27 protein-coding genes, 1 tRNA gene and 1 pseudogene are annotated in these 19,555 nt (G+C 68.5%); 23 read left to right on the top strand and 6 right to left on the bottom strand.

Features of this window, described 5'->3' with window-relative positions:
* Positions 1–170 precede the first annotated feature (170 nt).
* The gene (gene tuf, locus P5P27_RS02320; protein WP_006894480.1) at positions 171–1,361 is read left to right on the top strand and encodes an elongation factor Tu; all 1,191 of its coding nucleotides are present in this window, start codon (positions 171–173) and stop codon (positions 1,359–1,361) included.
* 118 nt (positions 1,362–1,479) lie between these two features.
* Here the strand turns inward: tuf and P5P27_RS02325 are convergent, their stop codons facing one another.
* Positions 1,480–1,950, bottom strand: coding sequence for a heme-binding beta-barrel domain-containing protein (locus tag P5P27_RS02325; RefSeq protein WP_006894481.1), 471 nt, complete (start codon positions 1,948–1,950; stop codon positions 1,480–1,482).
* A 26-nt stretch (positions 1,951–1,976) separates the two neighbouring features.
* Positions 1,977–3,998: an NAD(+) synthase gene (locus tag P5P27_RS02330; protein ID WP_278126208.1), complete on the bottom strand. Its 2,022-nt coding sequence runs from the start codon at positions 3,996–3,998 to the stop codon at positions 1,977–1,979.
* Positions 3,999–4,098: 100 nt separating this feature from the next.
* Here P5P27_RS02330 and P5P27_RS02335 point away from each other — a divergent pair, with 100 nt between their 5' ends.
* Complete coding sequence (locus P5P27_RS02335; protein WP_006894484.1) at positions 4,099–4,632, top strand: copper resistance CopC family protein; 534 nt, start codon at positions 4,099–4,101, stop codon at positions 4,630–4,632.
* Between the two features lie 5 nt (positions 4,633–4,637).
* Positions 4,638–5,546 (top strand): copper resistance D family protein, encoded by a 909-nt coding sequence (locus P5P27_RS02340; protein WP_052692383.1) that lies wholly within the window; start codon positions 4,638–4,640, stop codon positions 5,544–5,546.
* On the opposite strand, the gene P5P27_RS02345 is transcribed toward P5P27_RS02340, so the two are convergent.
* Positions 5,543–6,478, bottom strand: coding sequence for an alpha/beta fold hydrolase (locus P5P27_RS02345; RefSeq protein ID WP_045537590.1), 936 nt, complete (start codon positions 6,476–6,478; stop codon positions 5,543–5,545). The two genes, P5P27_RS02340 and P5P27_RS02345, sit on opposite strands and share 4 nt — an antisense overlap.
* A 110-nt stretch (positions 6,479–6,588) precedes the next feature.
* On the opposite strand from P5P27_RS02345, the gene P5P27_RS02350 reads away from it, so the two are divergent.
* Together P5P27_RS02350 and P5P27_RS02355 are read left to right on the top strand one after the other, a co-directional pair.
* A complete protein-coding gene (locus P5P27_RS02350; RefSeq protein WP_006894489.1) occupies positions 6,589–7,479 on the top strand; it encodes an alpha/beta fold hydrolase in 891 nt (296 codons plus the stop codon).
* A 70-nt stretch (positions 7,480–7,549) separates the two neighbouring features.
* Positions 7,550–7,622 (top strand) — tRNA-Lys (locus tag P5P27_RS02355).
* Positions 7,623–7,744: 122 nt separating this feature from the next.
* Here the strand turns inward: P5P27_RS02355 and P5P27_RS02360 are convergent.
* Positions 7,745–7,915, bottom strand: a pseudogene (locus P5P27_RS02360) (helix-turn-helix domain-containing protein); the annotation flags it as partial.
* Between the two features lie 179 nt (positions 7,916–8,094).
* Here P5P27_RS02360 and P5P27_RS02365 point away from each other — a divergent pair.
* Complete coding sequence (locus P5P27_RS02365; RefSeq protein ID WP_244874914.1) at positions 8,095–8,280, top strand: helix-turn-helix domain-containing protein; 186 nt, start codon at positions 8,095–8,097, stop codon at positions 8,278–8,280.
* Positions 8,281–8,288: 8 nt separating this feature from the next.
* On the opposite strand, the gene P5P27_RS02370 is transcribed toward P5P27_RS02365, so the two are convergent.
* Positions 8,289–8,657 carry a hypothetical protein gene (locus tag P5P27_RS02370; protein WP_278126215.1) on the bottom strand — a complete coding sequence of 123 codons (369 nt, stop codon included), beginning with the start codon at positions 8,655–8,657 and terminating at the stop codon, positions 8,289–8,291.
* 98 nt (positions 8,658–8,755) lie between these two features.
* Between P5P27_RS02370 and P5P27_RS02375 the strand changes: the two genes are divergently transcribed.
* Positions 8,756–9,031, top strand: coding sequence for a hypothetical protein (locus tag P5P27_RS02375; protein ID WP_278126216.1), 276 nt, complete (start codon positions 8,756–8,758; stop codon positions 9,029–9,031).
* A gap of 137 nt (positions 9,032–9,168) precedes the next feature.
* Here P5P27_RS02375 and P5P27_RS02380 read toward each other — a convergent pair whose 3' ends face one another.
* Positions 9,169–9,372, bottom strand: coding sequence for a hypothetical protein (locus P5P27_RS02380; protein ID WP_006894493.1), 204 nt, complete (start codon positions 9,370–9,372; stop codon positions 9,169–9,171).
* Between the two features lie 119 nt (positions 9,373–9,491).
* On the opposite strand from P5P27_RS02380, the gene P5P27_RS02385 reads away from it, so the two are divergent.
* The 16 genes from P5P27_RS02385 (at position 9,492) to P5P27_RS02460 (ending at position 18,822) form a co-directional block, all read left to right on the top strand.
* Complete coding sequence (locus tag P5P27_RS02385; protein ID WP_278126218.1) at positions 9,492–9,875, top strand: hypothetical protein; 384 nt, start codon at positions 9,492–9,494, stop codon at positions 9,873–9,875.
* On the top strand, positions 9,872–10,153 hold the full coding sequence (locus tag P5P27_RS02390; RefSeq protein ID WP_006894495.1) for a hypothetical protein: 282 nt from the start codon (positions 9,872–9,874) through the stop codon (positions 10,151–10,153). Before P5P27_RS02385 ends, P5P27_RS02390 begins: the two co-directional genes overlap by 4 nt.
* A complete protein-coding gene (locus P5P27_RS02395; RefSeq protein WP_278126220.1) occupies positions 10,140–11,576 on the top strand; it encodes a ParB/RepB/Spo0J family partition protein in 1,437 nt (478 codons plus the stop codon). The genes P5P27_RS02390 and P5P27_RS02395 overlap by 14 nt, the downstream gene beginning before the upstream one ends.
* Entirely contained in the window at positions 11,573–11,800 is a 228-nt protein-coding gene (locus P5P27_RS02400; protein WP_278126221.1) for a hypothetical protein, read from the top strand. Before P5P27_RS02395 ends, P5P27_RS02400 begins: the two co-directional genes overlap by 4 nt.
* Positions 11,797–12,663, top strand: a complete 867-nt coding sequence (locus P5P27_RS02405) for a hypothetical protein (RefSeq protein WP_278126222.1) — start codon at positions 11,797–11,799, stop codon at positions 12,661–12,663. Before P5P27_RS02400 ends, P5P27_RS02405 begins: the two co-directional genes overlap by 4 nt.
* A 165-nt stretch (positions 12,664–12,828) precedes the next feature.
* Positions 12,829–13,170: a hypothetical protein gene (locus P5P27_RS02410; RefSeq protein ID WP_278126224.1), complete on the top strand. Its 342-nt coding sequence runs from the start codon at positions 12,829–12,831 to the stop codon at positions 13,168–13,170.
* The gene (locus P5P27_RS02415) at positions 13,167–13,604 is read left to right on the top strand and encodes a hypothetical protein (protein ID WP_278126226.1); all 438 of its coding nucleotides are present in this window, start codon (positions 13,167–13,169) and stop codon (positions 13,602–13,604) included. Before P5P27_RS02410 ends, P5P27_RS02415 begins: the two co-directional genes overlap by 4 nt.
* Positions 13,601–13,951 carry a hypothetical protein gene (locus tag P5P27_RS02420; RefSeq protein ID WP_278126228.1) on the top strand — a complete coding sequence of 117 codons (351 nt, stop codon included), beginning with the start codon at positions 13,601–13,603 and terminating at the stop codon, positions 13,949–13,951. Before P5P27_RS02415 ends, P5P27_RS02420 begins: the two co-directional genes overlap by 4 nt.
* A gap of 159 nt (positions 13,952–14,110) precedes the next feature.
* Positions 14,111–14,323, top strand: a complete 213-nt coding sequence (locus P5P27_RS02425; protein WP_006894503.1) for a hypothetical protein — start codon at positions 14,111–14,113, stop codon at positions 14,321–14,323.
* A 120-nt stretch (positions 14,324–14,443) separates the two neighbouring features.
* Complete coding sequence (locus P5P27_RS02430; RefSeq protein WP_278126230.1) at positions 14,444–14,776, top strand: hypothetical protein; 333 nt, start codon at positions 14,444–14,446, stop codon at positions 14,774–14,776.
* Positions 14,777–14,782: 6 nt separating this feature from the next.
* The gene (locus P5P27_RS02435; protein WP_278126232.1) at positions 14,783–15,226 is read left to right on the top strand and encodes a hypothetical protein; all 444 of its coding nucleotides are present in this window, start codon (positions 14,783–14,785) and stop codon (positions 15,224–15,226) included.
* A gap of 226 nt (positions 15,227–15,452) precedes the next feature.
* Positions 15,453–16,646: an HNH endonuclease gene (locus P5P27_RS02440; protein WP_278126234.1), complete on the top strand. Its 1,194-nt coding sequence runs from the start codon at positions 15,453–15,455 to the stop codon at positions 16,644–16,646.
* An 8-nt stretch (positions 16,647–16,654) separates the two neighbouring features.
* Positions 16,655–16,831 carry a hypothetical protein gene (locus tag P5P27_RS02445; protein ID WP_006894508.1) on the top strand — a complete coding sequence of 59 codons (177 nt, stop codon included), beginning with the start codon at positions 16,655–16,657 and terminating at the stop codon, positions 16,829–16,831.
* Complete coding sequence (locus tag P5P27_RS02450) at positions 16,828–17,679, top strand: hypothetical protein (protein ID WP_278126236.1); 852 nt, start codon at positions 16,828–16,830, stop codon at positions 17,677–17,679. Before P5P27_RS02445 ends, P5P27_RS02450 begins: the two co-directional genes overlap by 4 nt.
* An 85-nt stretch (positions 17,680–17,764) precedes the next feature.
* A complete protein-coding gene (locus tag P5P27_RS02455) occupies positions 17,765–18,556 on the top strand; it encodes a DUF6551 family protein (RefSeq protein ID WP_006894510.1) in 792 nt (263 codons plus the stop codon).
* A complete protein-coding gene (locus tag P5P27_RS02460; protein WP_006894511.1) occupies positions 18,553–18,822 on the top strand; it encodes a hypothetical protein in 270 nt (89 codons plus the stop codon). Before P5P27_RS02455 ends, P5P27_RS02460 begins: the two co-directional genes overlap by 4 nt.
* Positions 18,823–19,555 lie beyond the last annotated feature (733 nt).

Consider the following 19,555-nt stretch of genomic DNA (forward strand, 5'->3'; position numbering starts at 1 on the left):
GGGGTCGGCTATCGAATCCGCGCGCACAAACGAATAAGGTGGACGGCCAGGTCCCGGCACGACGCCGGGCCGGCCGGACACCGGTTCAGCAAGACCGCTCCTGCCGACGGCAGGAAGTAAGAAACCCACTGCTGGGAACCACCCGGCAGCAACAGTCCAGGAGGACACAAGTGGCGAAGGCGAAGTTCGAGCGGACCAAGCCGCACGTGAACATCGGCACCATCGGTCACGTCGACCACGGCAAGACCACCACCACGGCGGCCATCACCAAGGTGCTCGCCGACCAGTACCCGGACCTGAACGAGAGCTTCGCTTTCGATCAGATCGACAAGGCGCCTGAGGAGAAGGCTCGTGGTATCACGATCAACATCTCCCACGTCGAGTACCAGACGGAGAAGCGTCACTACGCTCACGTCGACGCTCCGGGTCACGCCGACTACATCAAGAACATGATCACCGGCGCCGCTCAGATGGACGGCGCGATCCTGGTCGTGGCTGCCACCGACGGCCCGATGCCGCAGACCCGCGAGCACGTGCTGCTGGCTCGCCAGGTCGGCGTCCCCTACATCCTCGTCGCACTGAACAAGGCCGACATGGTCGACGACGAGGAGATCATGGAGCTCGTCGAGATGGAGGTCCGCGAACTGCTGGCCGCCCAGGAGTTCGACGAGGACGCTCCGGTGGTCCCGATCTCGGCGCTGAAGGCGCTCGAGGGCGAGGAGAAGTGGGTCAAGTCCATCCAGGACCTGATGGCCGCTGTCGACGAGTCGATCCCGGACCCGGTCCGTGAGACCGACAAGCCGTTCCTGATGCCCGTCGAGGACGTCTTCACCATCACCGGTCGCGGCACCGTCGTCACCGGTCGCGTGGAGCGCGGCGAGGTCAACGTGAACGAGGAAGTCGAGATCGTCGGCATCCGCGAGAAGAGCACCAAGACCACCGTCACCGGTATCGAGATGTTCCACAAGCTGCTCGATTCGGCTCAGGCCGGCGACAACGCGGGTCTGCTGCTCCGCGGCCTCAAGCGTGAGGACGTCGAGCGCGGTCAGGTCATCGTCAAGCCGGGCACCACGACTCCGCACACCGAGTTCGAGGGCCAGGCGTACATCCTGTCGAAGGACGAGGGCGGCCGTCACACCCCGTTCTTCAACAACTACCGTCCGCAGTTCTATTTCCGCACCACGGACGTGACCGGCGTCGTGACCCTCCCCGAGGGCACCGAGATGGTCATGCCGGGCGACAACACCGAGATGACTGTCAAGCTCATCCAGCCGGTCGCCATGGACGAGGGCCTGCGCTTCGCTATCCGCGAGGGTGGCCGCACCGTCGGTGCCGGCCGCGTCACCAAGATCATCAAGTGATCTAGTCTGACGACTCAGGACGCCCGTCCCGCTGATGCGGGGCGGGCGTTCTGCTGTTCCGGGGGCTCCAGGCGTACGTCGAGTTCGTCGGCGAACCCGAACCGGCGTCGGCGCCGCCTCAGGCTCGGTGGAGCTCGGCGTGCAGATGGTGCGAGACGGGGACGTCGGCGTAGGCCATCCACAGGTCGTACGTGAGGGTGTCGCCGGCGAGTTCGAAACGGCGTTTCACCGCGTGCACCTGTTTCGCGTCGGGGGAGACGCCCAGAGTGTGCTGGGCGAACTCGAGAACGGCGTGGTGAGCGGGGGCGCGCTGGAGTTCCACGAAGCCGGTCGGCTGCGCCACCAACAGTTCCGCGTGCTGCTTGCCCGCCAGACGCAGGAAGCCGGTCTCGGTGTGCATCGGGCGGCCGCCGCCCGGTGCGCGCGTGCGCGATCGATAGAACAGGAAGGGCCGTCCGCTCGGCGACAGCTCGATCTCCTCGTCGTAGGTGAAGCTGTCGATCGTCGCATAGTGTCCGGCGCCGGTACCTCGCCAGAGACCGGCGAAGGCAGCGAGCGGGCCGAGGGGGTTGCGCTGTGAATCGGACATGCTGCCAGGTTAGACCCCGACCGGGGTCAGTCCGGGTGCAGTTCGCGCAGCCAGGACGACGACGGTGCGTCGGACGGCGACCGCCAGTCGCCGCGCGGCGAGAGCGATCCACCCGACCCGATCTTCGGGCCGTTCGGCATCGCGGTGCGCTTGAACTGGCTCGACATGAACCGCTTCAAGAAGACCGTCAGCCACTTGTCGATGGTGGCCTCGTCGTACTCGTTGCGTTCGTCGTCGCGCATCAGATCCGACCACGCGCCGCGGCTCCGGTCGCCCCACGCCTGCCGGGCGAGGTAGGCGATCTTGCTGGGCCGGTAGCCGAACCGCGTGAGGTAGTAGAGGAAGAAGTCGTGCAGCTCGTACGGGCCGACGTGGTCCTCGGTGCTCTGGATGTTGCCCTCGGCGTCGGCGGGCACGAGCTCCGGTGAGATCACGTCGGAGAGGATCTCCTGCAGGGTGCTGACGGTCTCGGGTCCGTAGCGGGCGGTGCTGATCTTCCAGCGGATGAGATGCTGGATCAGCGTCTTGGGGACGCTGCCGATGACGTTGTAATGCGACATCTGGTCGCCGACCCCGTAGGTGCACCAGCCTAGCGCCAGCTCCGACAGGTCGCCGGTGCCCAGCACGATCCCGCCGAGGTGGTTGGCCAGCCGGAAGAGGTGGGAGGTGCGCTCTCCTGCTTGGACGTTTTCGAAGGTGACGTCGTAGACCGGTTCCCCGTCGGCGAACGGATGCTTCAGGTCGGCGAGCATCTGCATGCATGACGGCCGGATGTCGAGTTCGTTGCCGGTGACGCCGAGCGAGTCCATGAGGACGTGGCTGCGCGCCAGGGTGGCGCCGCCGGTGGCGAAGCCGGGCATCGTGTACGCGTGGATGTTGGTGCGCGGCAATCCCATCGCGTCGAAGGCCTGGATGGCGACGAGCAACGCGAGGGTGGAGTCGAGACCGCCGGAGACGCCGATGACCACCTTGTCGATTCCGGTGGAGCGCAGCCGCGCGACGAGCCCCTGCACCTGGATGTTCAGCACGTCGTGGCACCGCTCGTCTCGGTCGGCGGCGTCGGCGGGAACGAACGGGAAACGCGCGACCGTCCTGCGCAGAGCCCCGGTGGTCTCGGGGACGTCGAGGTCGAACGAGATGCGGCGCATCGCTCGCGAGCGTTCGGCGAAATCGCCCACCTGGTCGCGCAGGGAGATCATCCGGGACCGCTCCTGCCGCAGCCGGTCGAGGTCCACATCGCTGACTATCAGCTGCGGTTCCATCGAGAAGCCCGCGGTGCGCGCCAGCAGGGTGCCGTTCTCGGCGATCAGTGCGTCGCCGTCCCAGGCCAGGTCCGTGGTCGACTCGCCGAAGCCGGCCGAGACGTAGACCTGCGCGGCGATGCAGCGCGCCGAGTGGCCGGTCACCAGCGACCGCCGGTACGCCTGCTTGCCCACCGTGACCGGGCTGCCCGAGAGGTTGACCAGTACGGTGGCCCCGGCGAACGAGGCCCAGGTGCTCGGTGGGATCGGCACCCATCCGTCCTCGCACACCTCCACGTGGATTCGCAGGCCGGGCAGGTCGTCTGCTTCGAAGATCAGGTCGGCGCCGAACGGCACGCGCTGTCCGCCGATGACGGCGGTGTCGCGGACCGCGTCGCGTGCGGCGGCGAAGTAGCGCTGCTCGTAGAACTCGCGGTAGTTGGGCAGGTACGACTTCGGTGCGACGCCGAGCACGCGGCCGCCGTGGATCACGATCGCGCAGTTGTACAGGGCGTCGTCCACCCGCAGCGGAGCGCCGACGATCACCACGGGCGTCGTCTCAGCGGTCGCGGCCACCACGGCGGCCAGCGCGGCCTCCACCTCGTCGAGCAATGCATCCTGCTGGACGAGGTCGTCGACGCTGTAGCCGCAGAGGCCCAGCTCGGGGAAGGCGACGACGGCCACCGACTCCCGATGGGCCTGCTGGATCAGTTCGACGGTGCGCGAGGCGTTCTGACGCGGGTCGGCCAGGGCGACCTGCGGGACGGCAGCGGCGAGACGGGCGAAACCGTGTGAGTAGACCGACACTCCTTCAGGCTAATGCGTCGCTGCGTGCCACGATGGAGGGGAGTCGGCGCGGGCCGCCTCGTCTGTGTCCGTAACGTCTTCAAGGTCAGGTGTTCTGCGCATGTCCAGGTTCCTCGCACGTTCTTCTGTCTTCGCGGTCCTCGCGGCCACCGCCGCTCTCCTGGTGGGGCTGGTGGCGGGCCCGGCGTCGGCGCATTCGGCGCTGGTCGGCTCCGACCCCGAGCAGGGGGCCAAGGTCGCGACGGCTCCCGAACGGGTGACGCTGACCTTCAACGAGAACCTGAAGTCCTCGTACGCGGTGCTCAAGGTGGTCGGCCCCGACGGACACTTCTGGCAGCAGGGCGAGCCCACGGTCGACGGTCGCGACATATCCGTTGCCCTGCACGGACTGGGGCCGGCCGGTGAGTACAAGGTCAACTACCGCGTGACGTCGGCCGACGGCCACCCGGTGGAGGGCCAGGTGACCTTCGAATTGACGGCTGCGGGCAACGGCACCCCCGGCGCCGTCGCCGACGACTGGCAGCCGGAGACCGATAACGGTGTGAAGGTGTGGCCGTTCATCGTCGGCGGTGTGGTCGTGGTGATCGTCGTAGCCGGTGTGCTGGCGCTGCTGCTGGCCCGTCGCCGACGCTGACCCGCATGCCCGGAGCCGAGACGGTGCGACTGCGCGCCGGATTCGCCATCGCCGCGGCGGCTCTGGCGGTGGTGGGCGTGGCGATCTGCCAGGCGCTGGCCGCACCCGAGCCGGCGGCGTGGGCCGGCGCGGTGACGATCGGTTCGCTCTCGCTGCTGCTCGGCCTCGGTGCACTGCCGCTGATCGGCGCGGAGCCCTCGGTCCGGGTGATCGTCGGCGCCGGGGCGATGTGGGGAGTCGCCAGCGTCATCGGCGGATGGCTGCAGGTGGCCGACCGCATCGGGGTCTCGCCGTTCGAGGTGGGTGTCGGTGATCTGACGACCGGCGTGCAGACCGGCTTGCCGGTGCTGGTCGGCGCCGTGGGATCGCTGGCCGTCCTGGGCTGGGGTTATGCCGCGCTCCGGGCGGAGCCGCCGGTGCTCTTGGTCTCCGTGATCGCGGGCCTCGGCGTGCTGGCGGTCTCGGTCACCGGCCACGGCGGTGAGTCGGTCTGGACCCCGGTGTTCCTCGCCGTGCATTCGATCTGTGCGGCCTGGTGGGCCGGCACGCTCGCCGCGCTGGTCGTCACGGTGCGCGGGAAAGGCGGCTGGGCCCGGACGCTTCCGGAGTTCTCCCGATGGGCGATGCCCGCGGTAGGCGCGTTGACCGTCACCGGGGTGGTCGCCGCGGCGGTGCAGCTCGGTGTGGGTCCGCAGCTGTGGGAGACCGGCTACGGCCGGATCCTCGTGGCGAAGGCGGTTCTGCTGGCGGTGGCGCTGGCGCTGGCGTGGTGGCACCGGCGGTCGTGGCTGCCGCGCGCACGACGGCACGGAGTGAGCGAGCGGGAGTCCATCGTCCGGGCCGGCACCGAAGTGCTGGTGCTGGCACTGATTCTGGGTCTGGCTGCCGGGTTGGCGACCACCGGGACCGGTTAGCGGCCGGCGTCGCCGCTTCCCGCCGCCGGCCGATCCCAGGCGGCGAGCAGGATGTCGAGCATCTCGATGCTGTGGCCGAGGCCGCTGATGTGGCTCTGGCCGGCCAGCGGATGGAGTTCGGCGTGCGGGAGCAGTTTCACCATGTGCTCGCCGTGGGCGAACGGGATGATGTTGTCGGCGTCGCCGTGCCACCAGTGCACATAGGCGTCCACGTCGGAGATCCGGAATCCCCAGTCGCGGACGAATAATTGCAGGTCGGCGAACGGAGCCTCCATGCGGCGGCTGCCGCCGTGCAGCAGGTCGTCGAGGAACATCGCCCGGAACTCCGGGCGTGAGAGCAGTTCCCGGTCGGCCTCGGGGGAGAGGCGGCCGTAGAGGCTGATCGCCGGGTCGGCGATGGGCCGCGCGAAGCCCAGGACCGTGCTCAGCACCGACCCGATCGGTCGGCCGGCCACATTGAGCAACGGAACGGCGAATTGTGCGAGGTCCACGGCGCCGCCGCGGATCCCGTCGGGTCCGTTGACCGGAGCCACACCGCCGACGATCCCGGTCGACACCACGCGGTCGGGCAGGAAGCGCGACACGGCGAGTGAGTACGGGCCGCCGCCGGAGAGTCCGATCACCGAGAAGCGGTCGACGCCGAGGGTGTTCAGGACGGTCTGGAAGTCGAGCGTGAAGTCGGCGATCGACTCGTACCGGTGAGGCGTCGACGACCCGACGCCCGGCCGGTCGAGCCCGATCAGGCGGAAGCCGCGCGTCTCGGCGTATTCGCGCGCCTCGGTCGGGATCTGCCGTCGGGCTCCGGGGGTGCCGTGCAGCCACACGACGGCCGGGCCGCCGGGGGAGCCGAACTCGGAGAAGCCGATGCGTCGGCGTCGCTTGTCGCCGACGGCGATGGAGCCCTCGAGCTTCGGGCGGTCAATCGGAATCACGTCGCGGAGTATGTCAGATGCGCGCTGCCCGCACGAGATGGATTCTCATATTTGTCTAAGAGGAGCTTGTGAGCAGGGACGACCCTCTCGGGCGGGTGTATTTTGGAGGGATGCCAGCACTGAGCAGTCGTCTCGCCACCATGCGCCGCGGCATCGGTCACGCCATGCGTCCCCATCCGGTCACCGGGGTCCCGTCGGGCCGGCGGCTCGAGCTTCCGGGACGCGGGGAGACCTTCGTCACCGACTCCGGGCGGCGCGACGGTCCGGCCGTCTTTCTGCTTCACTCGGTCAGCACCACCGGACTGCTCTGCTGGTATCCGGTGATCCCGCTCCTGGAACGCGACTTCCGCGTCATCACCATGGACCACCGTCTGCACGGTCGCGGGATCGAGTCCGACACGTTCTCACTCGACGACTGCGCGGACGACGTGGTCGCCGTCGCCGACAGCCTCGGGATCGACTCGTTCATCGCCGCGGGATTCTCCATGGGCGGAGGCATCGCACAGCTCGCCTGGCGCCGCAGCCCCGACCGGGTGGCCGGGCTCGTCCTCTGTTCGACCGGCCCGTACTTCTCCAGCATCGATCCCGCTCGGCTGGCGCTCGAGCAGCGTCTCGGCAAGGCGCTGAGCGTCGTCGAAAAGGTTCTCCCCACTCCGTCGGAACGGATCCTCGACGACCCGACCGCTCATCCGGTCAAATGGGGTCTGGCACAGGTCACCTCCACGAGACTCGGTCTGCAGGGCGTGTTCGCCGAGGCGATGGCCCGATTCGATTCGCGCGATTGGCTCGGTGAGATCGATGTGCCGACCTCGGTGGTGGTCTCGACGTTCGACAAGGTGGTGCAACCCGAACGGCAGCAACTGCTCGTCGACGGCATCCCGGGCGCTCAGCGTTTCGATGTCGCCGGTGGCCATGCGTGCTGTGTGCTGGGCGCGGAGAAGTTCATTCCGGAGTTCACGGCGGCCGTCCGTTCGGTCGAGCGCCAGTCGTTGACCGTCTGACACGAGAGGTCGTGCCGGAGCGTCGGTCGGCGGTTCGGTAGACTGCCACAAGTCGTGCACCGCACGCGACGCCCCTATAGCTCAGTTGGTAGAGCTACGGACTTTTAATCCGCAGGTCGTAGGTTCGAGCCCTACTGGGGGCACTGCCAGAGAGACCCCCGTCCGGCCCGTCAGGGCTGGCGGGGGTTTCTTTGATGCCGGTCGTGATGTACGTGAACGAAATCCCGGTCGCCTCGCAGATCTGGTCAATCAGGTCGAGGGTGAACTCCACGTGACCGGTCATGCGGCGGGAGAGTGCGCCTTGGGTCATGTCGATGCGCCGCGCTACTTCGCTGATCGAGATGCGCAGCTCGGCAAGTGCTCCACGAAGGCGACGCGCAGCAGCTTCTGATCGTGACTCGTCCCGGTGTCCGTCTACTACCTGAAATGTCGTCATGCGCAGGACATTACTCGCACAGCGAATAGTCGGCAACGGCGTTCAGCCAACTAGGGCACTCCGCGTTTGAATTACATGCTTGACAGTCATTAGCTCAGCGCGTAGTACTAGGTGCCATGCACAGCGAGTCATTAGCTCAGCGCGTAAGTGGAGCTGTTCAGCGGAACGTTCGGGCCGAGATGGCACGGAGTAAGGCCTCGCAGACCCGACTGGCGACGTCGCTCGGGTGGACTCAGGCGTCCCTGAGTCGCCGACTGAACGGGTACGTGCCCTTCACCGTCGAGGAGGTCGCTGCGATAGCGGAGTACCTCCGAGTCCCGGTAGCGGTGCTCCTCGGTGACGAAGTTCTCCGAGCTGGCGCCTGATGCAGCGGCTACGGGGTAGGCGACGTCGGGACGTTGCTGCCGCTGGTGTTCACGCAGCGGCCCAGTGCGGCCATTCGACTGTTCGCGTCGTACGCGAGGGCGTAGACCGCTTGTTCAGCCCCGATATCGCACTGCCGGTCGAGGGCGGTCGCCGCCGAGAACGTGACCGCGTCGCCGAATCCACTGCAACCGAGGGGGCCTGGCTCGATGTAGAAGTTCGCCGACCAGTCGTCGTCCTGAACCTCGCAGAACGTCGTCGAAGTGTCGGCAGTCGTAACGGCTGGCTCGATCCCTTCGCTGTTGCTGCACCCTGCGATCCCGAATGCGGTGATCGCCAAACAGATTCCAGCCAACGCGGACTTCCTGCGGTTCGTCATCGCCGGATCGTATGTCACCAAACGGACATCACGCCCTGACGGGGCGTCAGTCCAGCCCGCTTCCATTTCTCGATTCACCCATTCGGAGGACAGCTGCCATGCTCCCCATCCTGGATTCGATCACCCCGACCACGTTCGTACTGTGCCTGATCGGCCTCGTCGCCTTCGCGTACTGGATGCCGACCGAGTCGGCCGACGACGTCGCGGACCGCGTGCCGCATCACCGCGCCCGGCAGTCGGGTGACTGGTGGCCTACGCACCGCGCCAAGGCGCGCAAGCAGAAGGCCCGCGCCGCGGCTCGCCGCCGTCGGCGCGCGCAGCTCCGCCGCGCCACCGCCCGAGGCGTGGCTGCCCCTGCTGGTGGTGCGCGATGACCAAGACACGGATCACCCGTCGTTCGGTCGTCGCTTCGCTGCAGGGGCTCGTCAGCGCCGCGGCCGGCGGCGCGAACGGTGTCATCTGCCGCGCCGCTGACCTCGCCGCCCACTACGCAGCTACGGCCTCCCGCCCATCATTCGATGAAGGTGATCGGGGCGCCCGGCGTGAAGTAGATGCGATGCCAGGTATCGACTCCAGCGTCCCCGGGACCAGTGAGGGAGATCAGGGCACCAGTTCCCTGCCCGTTACTGATGGCCTCGACGAGCTCGCGCGCGGCCTCGAAGACGGCAGGTTCCACCTGTTCGTAGGTGATCCCGTTGAAAACAATCGATGCCATGAATCTTCTCCTTGTTCGGGTTGTGGCGATTCGAGCGTAGGGGAGGCCGATCGTCGGCCGCGCGGGGATGCGCGGCCGACGAAGCCGGCCACCGCTCACGGCACCGAAGGCGGTGCGCGATGACGGCGACGGTGACGGATCTGTCGGCCCGCCGCGCCGCAGTGGAGTCCGCGCAGCTCGGTGAGCTTGCGCTCGCAGCACGTCGCGTCGACGCGGCGCACCGGCTGCTGGCGCGTCGCCGCCGCAAGCTCGACGTGAGGTTCTGCGACGGCGAGGGCACCCCGCTCCCGTGCGCGCCGGCCGAATCGAGTGCTGGGCAGATCATCGTCACCGCGGCGGCATGGCCGGAGAACGGCGGGGACGTGCTGATCGGCACGGCGGGACCGCTGCCGCGGGCCGCGTTCGACTCCCCGGCCGGGACGCTCAACGCGACGTTGGCCGCGATCGGTGACCTCCTGACCCACGTGATCCTGCACCCCACCGAGACGGGGGCGGTCACGTGAGCGTCAACGCGACCAAGTGCAAGACGTGCGGCCAGCCGATCCGCTGGTGGCGCTCGAGCGTCCGTGAGGGCGGCTGGCTGTGCGTCGACTACTCGCCCGATGACGCGGGGACCGTCAAGCGCGTCCCCACCCTCGACCCGGCGACCCGCAAGCGCGTCATGTACGGCCGCGCTCTGACGGGCACCGACCTCGCTGCCGCTCTCGCGGACGGCGAGCTCCTGTTCACCCTCCACTCCCGTACCTGCCACGGAAAGAAGGCTCACAGTGCCGAGCAGTAATCAGGTCGCCCTCGACCGCATCCACCCGCACCCCGACAACCCGCGCCGCGACGCCGAGTCCGTCGAAACCCTCGCCGCGTCGATCAAGGCCCAGGGCGTCCTGCAGGCCATCACGATCGCACCGCACCCGTCCGGCGCCGACGACACGTGGATCGTGATCGACGGCCACCGCCGTTACGCGGCCGCCAAGCAGCTCGGCCTCGACGACCTGCCGTGCGTGCTCCGCGAGGACCTCACCGACCCAGCCGACCAGATCGGCGCCATGCTCGCCACCGCCCGCGAGCGCGAACCGCTCTCCGCGGCCGAGGAGGCCGCGGGCGTCCAGGCGATGCTCGACCTCGGCGAGTCCGTCGCGAACATCGCCGCCCGCACCGGCATGTCCAAGACGAAGGTCCGCCAGCGCGTGAAGGTCGCCGGCCTGCCCGAGGAACTGCGCGAGAAGATCCACACCCACGCCGTCACCCTCGCCGACGCCGAGTTCATCGCCAACCACCCCGACTACCGCGACGACCTCGAGGCGGCACTCGGTACCGCCAACTGGGAGATGGAGAAGGAGCGGGTCACCATCCGCGCGGCCAACGCCGTCCGCGTCGCGAAGCAGACCAAGGAAGCCAAGTCGCTCGGAGTCCGCCAGATCCCCAGCGTCGGCGGAGGATATCGGCAGGTCGCCGAGGAGCACGGCGTCGACGAGGTCCGCGTCCAGTTCCGGATGAACCGCACCTGGGACGCGCAAGCGTACGAGGCACTCACCGACGAGGAGCGCGAGCTCGCGTACATCCTCGTAGGCAAAGGCGCACCGAACGTGACGCTGGTCCAGTACCGAATCAATCCGGAGAAGCCGGCGGCCGAGACCTCGACCCCGACCGCTGACCACGACTCCGACGCCCCCGCGCCCGACCGGAGTCGGGACGGCGGATCGTCGGACGACGTCGACCACGAAGAGACTGTGCGGCGGCGAGAGGCTGCGGAACTCGAGCGTGAGGCCGTGTACGCCGCGACCCAGGTCCGGCGCCGCTTCGTCACGGAGGCACCCGACACGGTGCGCGAGAAGGCAGTCGGCCGGATGCTCACCTTCGGTGACCCCGACGACGGCTGGTGGATCGACTTCGGGAAGCTCGACACGTTCCAGGACATCGACTACGACGACTTCCCCGCCGCGATCGACGACTGGCTGACCAACGTGTCGCCGCTGACCTTCACCTGGACCGCCGCCATCGGCCGCGCCTTCGACAACGCCGACATCTGGTTCACCCGCGGACCGAAGGGCGCACCCGGCATCGGCCTCCTCGCCGCACGCGAAGCGGCCAGGTACGCCGACCTCCTCCGCGACATGGGGTACACGTTCTCCACCATCGAGCAGGCGATGCTCGACGCCTTCAACGTCACGATCCTCGCCGCGACCGCAGCAGGTGATGACGAATGATGCGCACCCGCCACCCCCTCGTCGGTGGCCAGACCGCAGAATCCCGCAACCGTCGCGCCCGCATGGGCGGCGACTGGACCCAGCTCGAGGACCTCGCCTGGGAGCGTCAGATCCGACTGTGGAACCGCGAATACCGCGAGGCCCGCACCCACCAGCCCGGCGCAGGCATCCATCACCTCAACCGCAGCCGCGCGTACACCGTCCGACCGGTGGTGGCCGCATGAGCGCCGACCTCTCCGCCACAATCCTGTCCGTCACGGTCGGCACCGAGGACATGCTCCGCGCGTTCGGCGCAGTCCTGCCGCACGCATCCAAGCGCGCCGAGCACGCGCACGCCTACCGCCTCCGCTGCCACCTCGACCCGGCCGCGATCACCGTCACCGCATCAGACGGCTACTCGGCCGCAGCTGCGCGGGTCGCCGTCATCGTCCCCGCCGACGAGACCTCGGACCCCCACGCCCGGCACATCGACCTGTCGCCGGCCGACGTCGCCAAGGTCCTCGCCGTGTTCAAGGTGAAGAAAAAGGACGACGTCGACACCCAGGCGCTTCTGCAGCTGCGCCTCGTCGTCGAGATGCACCCCGTCGAGAACACCGACGACACTGCAGACGGGGACCGCCCGGACTACGAACAGCTCGAACGTCCCGGCCTCACCGTGGTCGCAGAGTCCACCGCGCCCGACCCGGACGCCGAACCCGACCTCGCACCGGTCTTCTACGTCCACTTCGCCGACGTTTCCGGGATGATCCCCGGCGAGACGCTCGAACTCCCGATGCTCCCGCCGCACGATCACGCCCCGAACGTCCCGCGCATGATCTCCCGCGAACTCGCCGTCGAGGGGTCGGTCGAGTCGTTCGGAATCTCACCGGATCTCATCACCCGCTTCACCGCCGCCGCGAAGGCCTACGGCTCGAACCTCATCGCGTCGGTCGCCGACGACGAGGCCGCGATGGTCGTCGTCCGGTGCGGCGAGGACTTCATCGGCGCCGCGCACCCCGAGCGGTACTCGGACCTGTCGAAGGCTGCGCAGCGGGACTGGCTGCTGGCCTGGCGCGAACAGTTCCAGTTCGTGCCCGACGAGACGTGACCGGTCACCCGGACCCGGACCTCTGGTGGTTCTCGCTCCCGCTCGAGCGACGCATCCAGATCTGCCGGTTCCTCGGCCGCGACCAGTCGACCGCACCGCCGCCGGAGATCCCCGGCCAGGCCTCCATCTTCGACATCTCCGACACCCACACGAAAGGCTCACGCAATGAGCAACCTCATGGTCGCCCGCGACGCAGACCGGCGCCGCCCTGGCCCCGTCCGCAACGACGCTGACCCCAAACCGATGACCGGGCAGCCGACCTGGTGCCGCCGTATCACCGCAGCGCACGCGCAGTTGCCCAGCGGTCTCGACCCGGACGGCAACCGCACCATCATCCCGGCCGGCCAGCCGATCCGCCTCGTACACGCCGGGTTCGACTCGCTCGGCCGCGACGTCTGGACGATCCCCGCCGACCAGTGGTGGCCCGGCGACACGGTCATCGTCGGCCCGATCCCGAGCGGCGTCATCATCCGCCGAGAGACCCACCGCGAGGAGACAGCAGCATGATCAACCAGACCTTCGACCTCCGCTTCGTCACCCGCCGCAACGGGCAGAAGGAGCTGCTGTGCGAGTTCGATCCGGCGACGGTCACCTACCGCGTCCTCGGGCTCCCGAACTCGCGCTTCGGAATCCTCGACGTCGCCGAAGAACGCAAGGCCACCGTCGAGTGCCCGTGCCCCACGTGCGCGCAGCGCCGCTCGGCGGACCTGCGGCTCCACATCGCAGCGCAGGCGGTCATGTCGAACCCGGCCAGCCCGGCAGTCGTCACAGACGGCGTCGAGATCCGCAACGCCGAGCGCGCCAAATCAGCCGGCGCCGCCGCCGACCACATCCTCACCGCTCTGCTGTCTCGACTCCGACACCTCACCAAAGAGGTCGAGACCCTGATGGCCGCAAACAACATCACGCCCGCACACTCGGAAGGACATCACCCGCAATGAGCACCAATGAGACCCGCCAGAATCTCTACGACGGCGCCTCCGAGGCGTACACCGCCGCGGTAGTCGCCGCCGGCTGCCCGCCCCTCTCTCCCGACTCGACACCGTGGGACGAGGGAATCGCCGCCGCCGTCGACCACGTCCTTGCAGAGATTCTGCGGAAGCCCACGGCTACCGGCTTCGTGGCCGTCGAGACGGCCTGGCAGCGGTCCGCGCAGAAGGTCATCGACGCCGCGAACCAGCTGATGCTCGACCTCGTTACCGGGGACGCCGACCCGCGCATACTCGCGCAGGCACTGATCGACGGAGGCTTCGACAAAGCGGCCGTGGCGGGTGAGAACCGTGACTGAGGTGATCGAGCTGCACTGCACGACGACCGCCGCTGGAATCCCCATCGGCCTCATGGCTGACCTCGGCGAGGCAATGGCGAAGATCGACCGCGACGCGACATTCGACGCGTGCCAGGAGCACCCGTCGTGCTGGCACTTCCGAGCCGAGCGAGGTGCGCGATGACCGGCACTGACCCCGTCGCTCCGACGTGGCCGCTGGGACACTGCGGCGACCCCGGACCCTCTGACGCGCACTGCACCCTCGACGTCGGGCATCGCTACTCCTGCTACGACGGCTCCGCTGACGTGTCGTTCAACGCCCGGCAGGACTTCCGCCACGACTGCGACGATCCGCGCTGCCGCACACCGCACTTCACGAACGAAGGGGACTGACCATGCCCACTGACGAACCCCGCGACCCCGCGATCGCCGCCGCTGAGCGCTGGTGGGACGAGGAGCTGAACCATGACTGACTCCCGCTCGCACCGACCCTTCCGCCGCCAGGAGATTCCCATGATCCGCACGACCATCGCCGCACTCGCCGCACTCGCCGCACTCGCCGCCACCACCTTGGGCGCGGGACTCGCCGCCGCGGACGACCCCGACACGCAGCCGGCCGCAATCACCACCGTCAACGACGACGGATGGGCGACCCACGCCATCGCCGATGACGACGACACCGGCTACACCGCACCCGGCGTCGAGCAGTGCCCGACTCCGAACGGTGCGACGGCCGCGTTCACCTCGTACACCCCGGTCGACGTCGACGAGAACGGCGCGCCGATCTACGCCACGATCTGCCACTACGAGGACGTCAACATCACGTCCGTGCGACTGGACGGATAGCGCAACGTGAGCGAGACCATCAAGGTCCAGGTCGGCGTGTCCGATGAGGAGCTCCGCAAGTGGGCCGAATGGCACGTCGAGCACAACAATCACGGCGTCGCCGCGATCCTGTACGCCGCGCTCGGCCAGTTCGACTCGATCGGAGACACTCTTCTTCGCACGCAGGCCGAGTTGGAGAAGCTCCGCGAGGGGGACTGGGCGAAGCTGTCCAGGAACCTCCACAACGCCGAGGTCGGGCGTGACAATCTGCGCGCCACTGTCGAGCGGGTGCAGGAAGCGAACGAGCGCGTCCACGCCCACCGCTTCGATCTGGACTCGGCCGATGACGCAGCGCATGACGCATGGCTGGAATCACTCGGGGAGCGCCGCGTCGGCGGCCCTGACACCTTCTACAACGGCGTCGAGTTCGCGCACCGCCGAATCCGCCGCGCCCTCGACGGGGAGGCGTGATGGGCCGGTTGCCGTTGGTGTGGCGCGGCTGGCTGCGTGACGTGGCGTACGACGTCGCGGTCCTCGCGGTCATTTGCACCGTCGTCTGGTTTGTGTCCCGGTGAGCGACCGCGGCCGCGCGAGAGCGCCCCCTGCCTGCGAGTGTTCCGGTTTAGTCGTCAAAGAAGAGAGGCATCTGCCTGTGTGGGCACGCTATGGAGACACGTCGGCGTTTCATCCCCTGCCGATGAACGTGCTGGAGCATCCGGAGCTCGACGATCGTCTCCTCAACGAGGTGTTCGGCTTCTTTGCCCGGTGCTCGACCCAGGCTGCGGCGCACCTGACGGACTACGTCATCACTCGAGGGACCGCGGTCATGATCGCAGGACCGACCCGGGCTCAGACGATGATCGACGTCTGCGTGTTCGCCGGGCTGATGACCGAGCGCGAGTATGGCGACGGCGTCAAGGTGTACAAGCTCGTCGACGACGAGCCGGATTTCCTACACCTGCGGCTGAAGAAGGACATCGACTGGGAGCGTCAGCGCAAGGCGGACGCGAACCGACCCGCCCTCGTCGTACCGGTGCGCCTCCGAGATGGAGACGCCTGCCGGTGGTGCGGGAAGGTCGTCGATTGGCTCGACCGGAAATCCGGTCGGGCTGGCACGTACGACCATCTGGAGCCGGGAGAGCCGGCCACCGTTGACACGTACGTCGTCTGCTGCAAGACGTGCAATTCCTCGCGCCAGGACGGGTCGCTCCCGACCGGTGTCGAGGAGCTGCTCGACGCCCCGACAGAACCGCTCTACTCCACGACCACCGTCGCGTGGCTCGCCGAGAACCGCTGGCGCGCCAAGAACGGTCTACCAGTCCCGACCGCGACCCCACCGGCCGACATGGCAAAGTATCTCGTCCGTGTGCCCGGCAGCCAGCCGGACACCACCCCCGCATCCCAGGACGACCCGCAGCCCGCGGGCGACACGTCAGAGCACGCAGCCGCAGGCGCGATGCCGACGTCGGGCGCAGCAGCCACAGGCGCAGCGCCGGGGATGCCGTCTCAACCCGATCTCCACACCGGAGATCCCCAGTCCCCGGGCAAGGCAGCAGCCGCAGGCGCGCCACCGGGACCGCGAGCAGCAGCCACCGGCGCGCCCACTGAGACACAGAGGCCTGCAGCCGCAGGCGCGGCCTCACCGAGCACGGCTGCCGCAGGCGCCAGCTCCCCGGCCCCGGCCGACACAGACGGACGAGACACCCCAGGACCAGACAGAAATCAACCTGATCTGACAGATACGAAGGGTCCAGGATCTGTCGTGTCTGGTCGGGACGGGTCGGGTCGGGTCGGGACGGGTAGCGAATCTCTACCACCTCCTCACCGTGACAGTTCCTCACGTAGCCGAGGCCGCCGTGGCGGCCGTCGTGCTCGCCGATCGAAGGGTTAGTACTACCCGTGAAGAAGAAGATCACCATCCGCAAGGACCGCAGCTCAGGTCAGTGGACTGCTCGAGTGTGCCAGGTGAACTCGCTCGGCGAGCAGTACCTGGTCTCGCGAGCAGTGGGCCCGAGCTTCGTGCGGCTCGTCGAGTTCCTCGCCGCTTCGTACGAGTGCGAGGGTGGTGCCGAATGAGCACCGCACCCGCACCCGCGGTCGTCCGCCGACCCGTCGACGCCTCGATCGACTACCAGCGGCGCCTGGCGGCGAAGGCCCGCGACGCTCGCCGTGACCTCGAGTACCTCGCGGCGGCGTGGCCGTACGTCGGTGCGCTCCGCGAGCGAGGCACCCCGCGCCGGTGGGTCCAGCACGATCAGCGGCGGGCATCGCGGATGCTGCGCGTCCGCGAGATCGAGCGGCGCGGTCTGCGTGGCGTGGCGCGGCCGACGCCGGCCGACGTGTCGGTCCTCGACGTCCTGTCGCAGATCGCATCGGTCGCGGAGTGGATCGTCCGAGAGATGACGCATGTGCTCCCGCAGTACCGCCCCGAGATCTGGCTGCCGGCCAGAGCGGCGTCGGCCGACCCTCGACCGTGGCTGCGTCTGGCGATTCGACTCCTCCCGCAGGCTGACGCGGCGACCCGCTCTGACGACGAGCCGATCGTCATGTGGATCGAGGCGCGACTGCATCCGGTGATCACGACGGCCGCACGGCTGCTGGGCGATGCTCGCGACGGGCAAGAGCTGGCCGGGCTGTGCCCGTGGTGCGGTGGCCGCACCAGCAAGGGCGTCGGGTACCCGACGATGCGGATCCACTACCCGGCCGAGCTCGACCTGACGCAGCCGCTCGACCCCGACGTCTCGCCCATCGAGCGCCTCGCCGCAGGGCAGGCCGAGCCGCTCATCGTCTGCCACGGCTTGCTCTGCGACCCGCCCCGGGACGCGTGCGGCCTGGACTGGCACGGACAGCCCGCGTGGGCGATGCGTGAGTGGGACTGGCTCGCGAAGCGCCTGCACCCCGTCGCGGGCAGGGCCGACCGATGACCGCCGCCTTCTTCGCCTGGTTCTCCTGCACCTCCGCGGCCTGGTCGGCCGTGACCACCCTCATCGTCTGGAAAGGACGGAACCGATGACCACCACACCCTCCGCCACCTACGTCACCGCGATCTCAGTCGACGAGCTGTTCGCCGACCCCGAGTACCAGCGCGACCTCGACCCGAACCGCGCCAAGGCGATGTCGGTCAAGTGGGAACCGCGGCTGGTCGGCACGCTGGAGGTCTCCGACCGTGGAGAGACCAGCGAGCCGCGATACGCGGTCATCAACGGCCAGCACCGCATGGCCGCTGCACGCCTTCTCGATCCCACGATGGCGCTGCCGTGCACGGTCCACAGCGGGCTGACTGTCCAGCAGGAGGCGGCGCTGTTCTGGGACATCGACCGCACCACCAAGAAGCTGTCGAACTGGGATCGCTGGTACGCGCGGCGCGCTGCCGGAGACAAGGACGTCGCGTCGATCGAGGCAGTGTGCACCGAGTTCGGGTACCGAGTGAGCCACAGTCCAGTCGAGAACGCGCTGCAGTGCTGCAGCGCTCTCGAGTTCGTGTACCGGCGCTGCGATCTGCAGACGCTGCGCGATGTTCTGGAGTTCGTCGGCGACGTCTGGCCGGCCGATCCGGAAGCACGCAAGGCGAACATCATCAAGGGCCTCGCGTTGGTGCTGTTCGATTACCGGGGCCAGGTGCACACCGGACGGTTGGCCGATGTGCTGTCGAGCGTGACGCCGTCGCAGTTGGTCGCGCGGGCGCATGAACTCAAGGCGCGGGGATGGGACGGCAGCATCCCGAAGCTCACGCAGACGGCAGCGCTGATCGCCTACAACGGCACGTGCCGCCGCGAGCAGAAGGTGGAGCTGCCGGCATGAGCACGATCGTGGAGTTCATCGAGGCACGGCTGAAGGATGAAGCCGCGGCGGCTGAGTCGATGCCGGACCCGGCCAAGCATCGGCGGATCGTGGACGCGCTGGCCATGATGAGCGTGCCCATCGTCGAGCATCTCGAGGCGCGCAATCTCCCGCCGACCGACAACCCGCTCGCGGCCGGGCTGCTTGTGATCGCGCAGGTCTGGACCGAGCACCCCGACTTCGATGCGCAGCGCTGGTTCCCACGCATGACTGGGCAGGTGAAGTGATGGACCCGATACGCCATCTGCTGACGCCGCAGGAGAGACGCGAGCACGGCCGGTGCATGGACTGCGAGTGGCATCCGCCGACGCAGGGCCACCACGATCTGTGCCCGGCACGACCGGGAGCGAAGCCGACGCGTCGAGGTCGAAGGACGGTTGCACGGTGAGTTATCCACAGGGCATACTGAGGGCGCTGGTTCCCGCGTGCCCGCAGCAGGGCGCGCGGGATCTGTTGTCTCAGGGGTCAGCATGAGCCGCGCCCGGTTGCGGGTCTGCTCGGAGCCCGGCTGCCCGACCCTCAGCGACCGCCCCCGCTGCCCCAAGCACCAGGCACAGGTCGACAGGCATCAACGCCGCACTACCCCCACCAAGGTCAACCGCGGCCCCGACATTCAACGCCGCGCCGCCGCCGTCGCCGCCCACCGCGCCACCCGCGGCGATTGGTGCCCCGGCTTCGAACGCGCACCCCACGGCTCGGCGGACCTCACCGCCGACCACGTCCACGACCAGCAGGCAGGAGGAGCGTGGGACGGCGAGCTCGAGGTGATGTGCCGCTCCTGCAACAGCCGCAAAGGCAGGCGCGTCCAGCTCGCGCTCGCGGCCTACACCACCACCCCAGACTCGGTCAAATCGGACACTCGAACCGTTCGAACATCGTTCGAACAGGGGACACCTGGGGGGCACCCCCTGGCGAGGCCGAAGCACCGACGCCGCCGGGGAGGGCTGAAAAAGGTGCGGA

It is taken from the genome of Gordonia sihwensis (assembly GCF_029632925.1).
Lineage (GTDB): Bacteria > Actinomycetota > Actinomycetes > Mycobacteriales > Mycobacteriaceae > Gordonia > Gordonia sihwensis.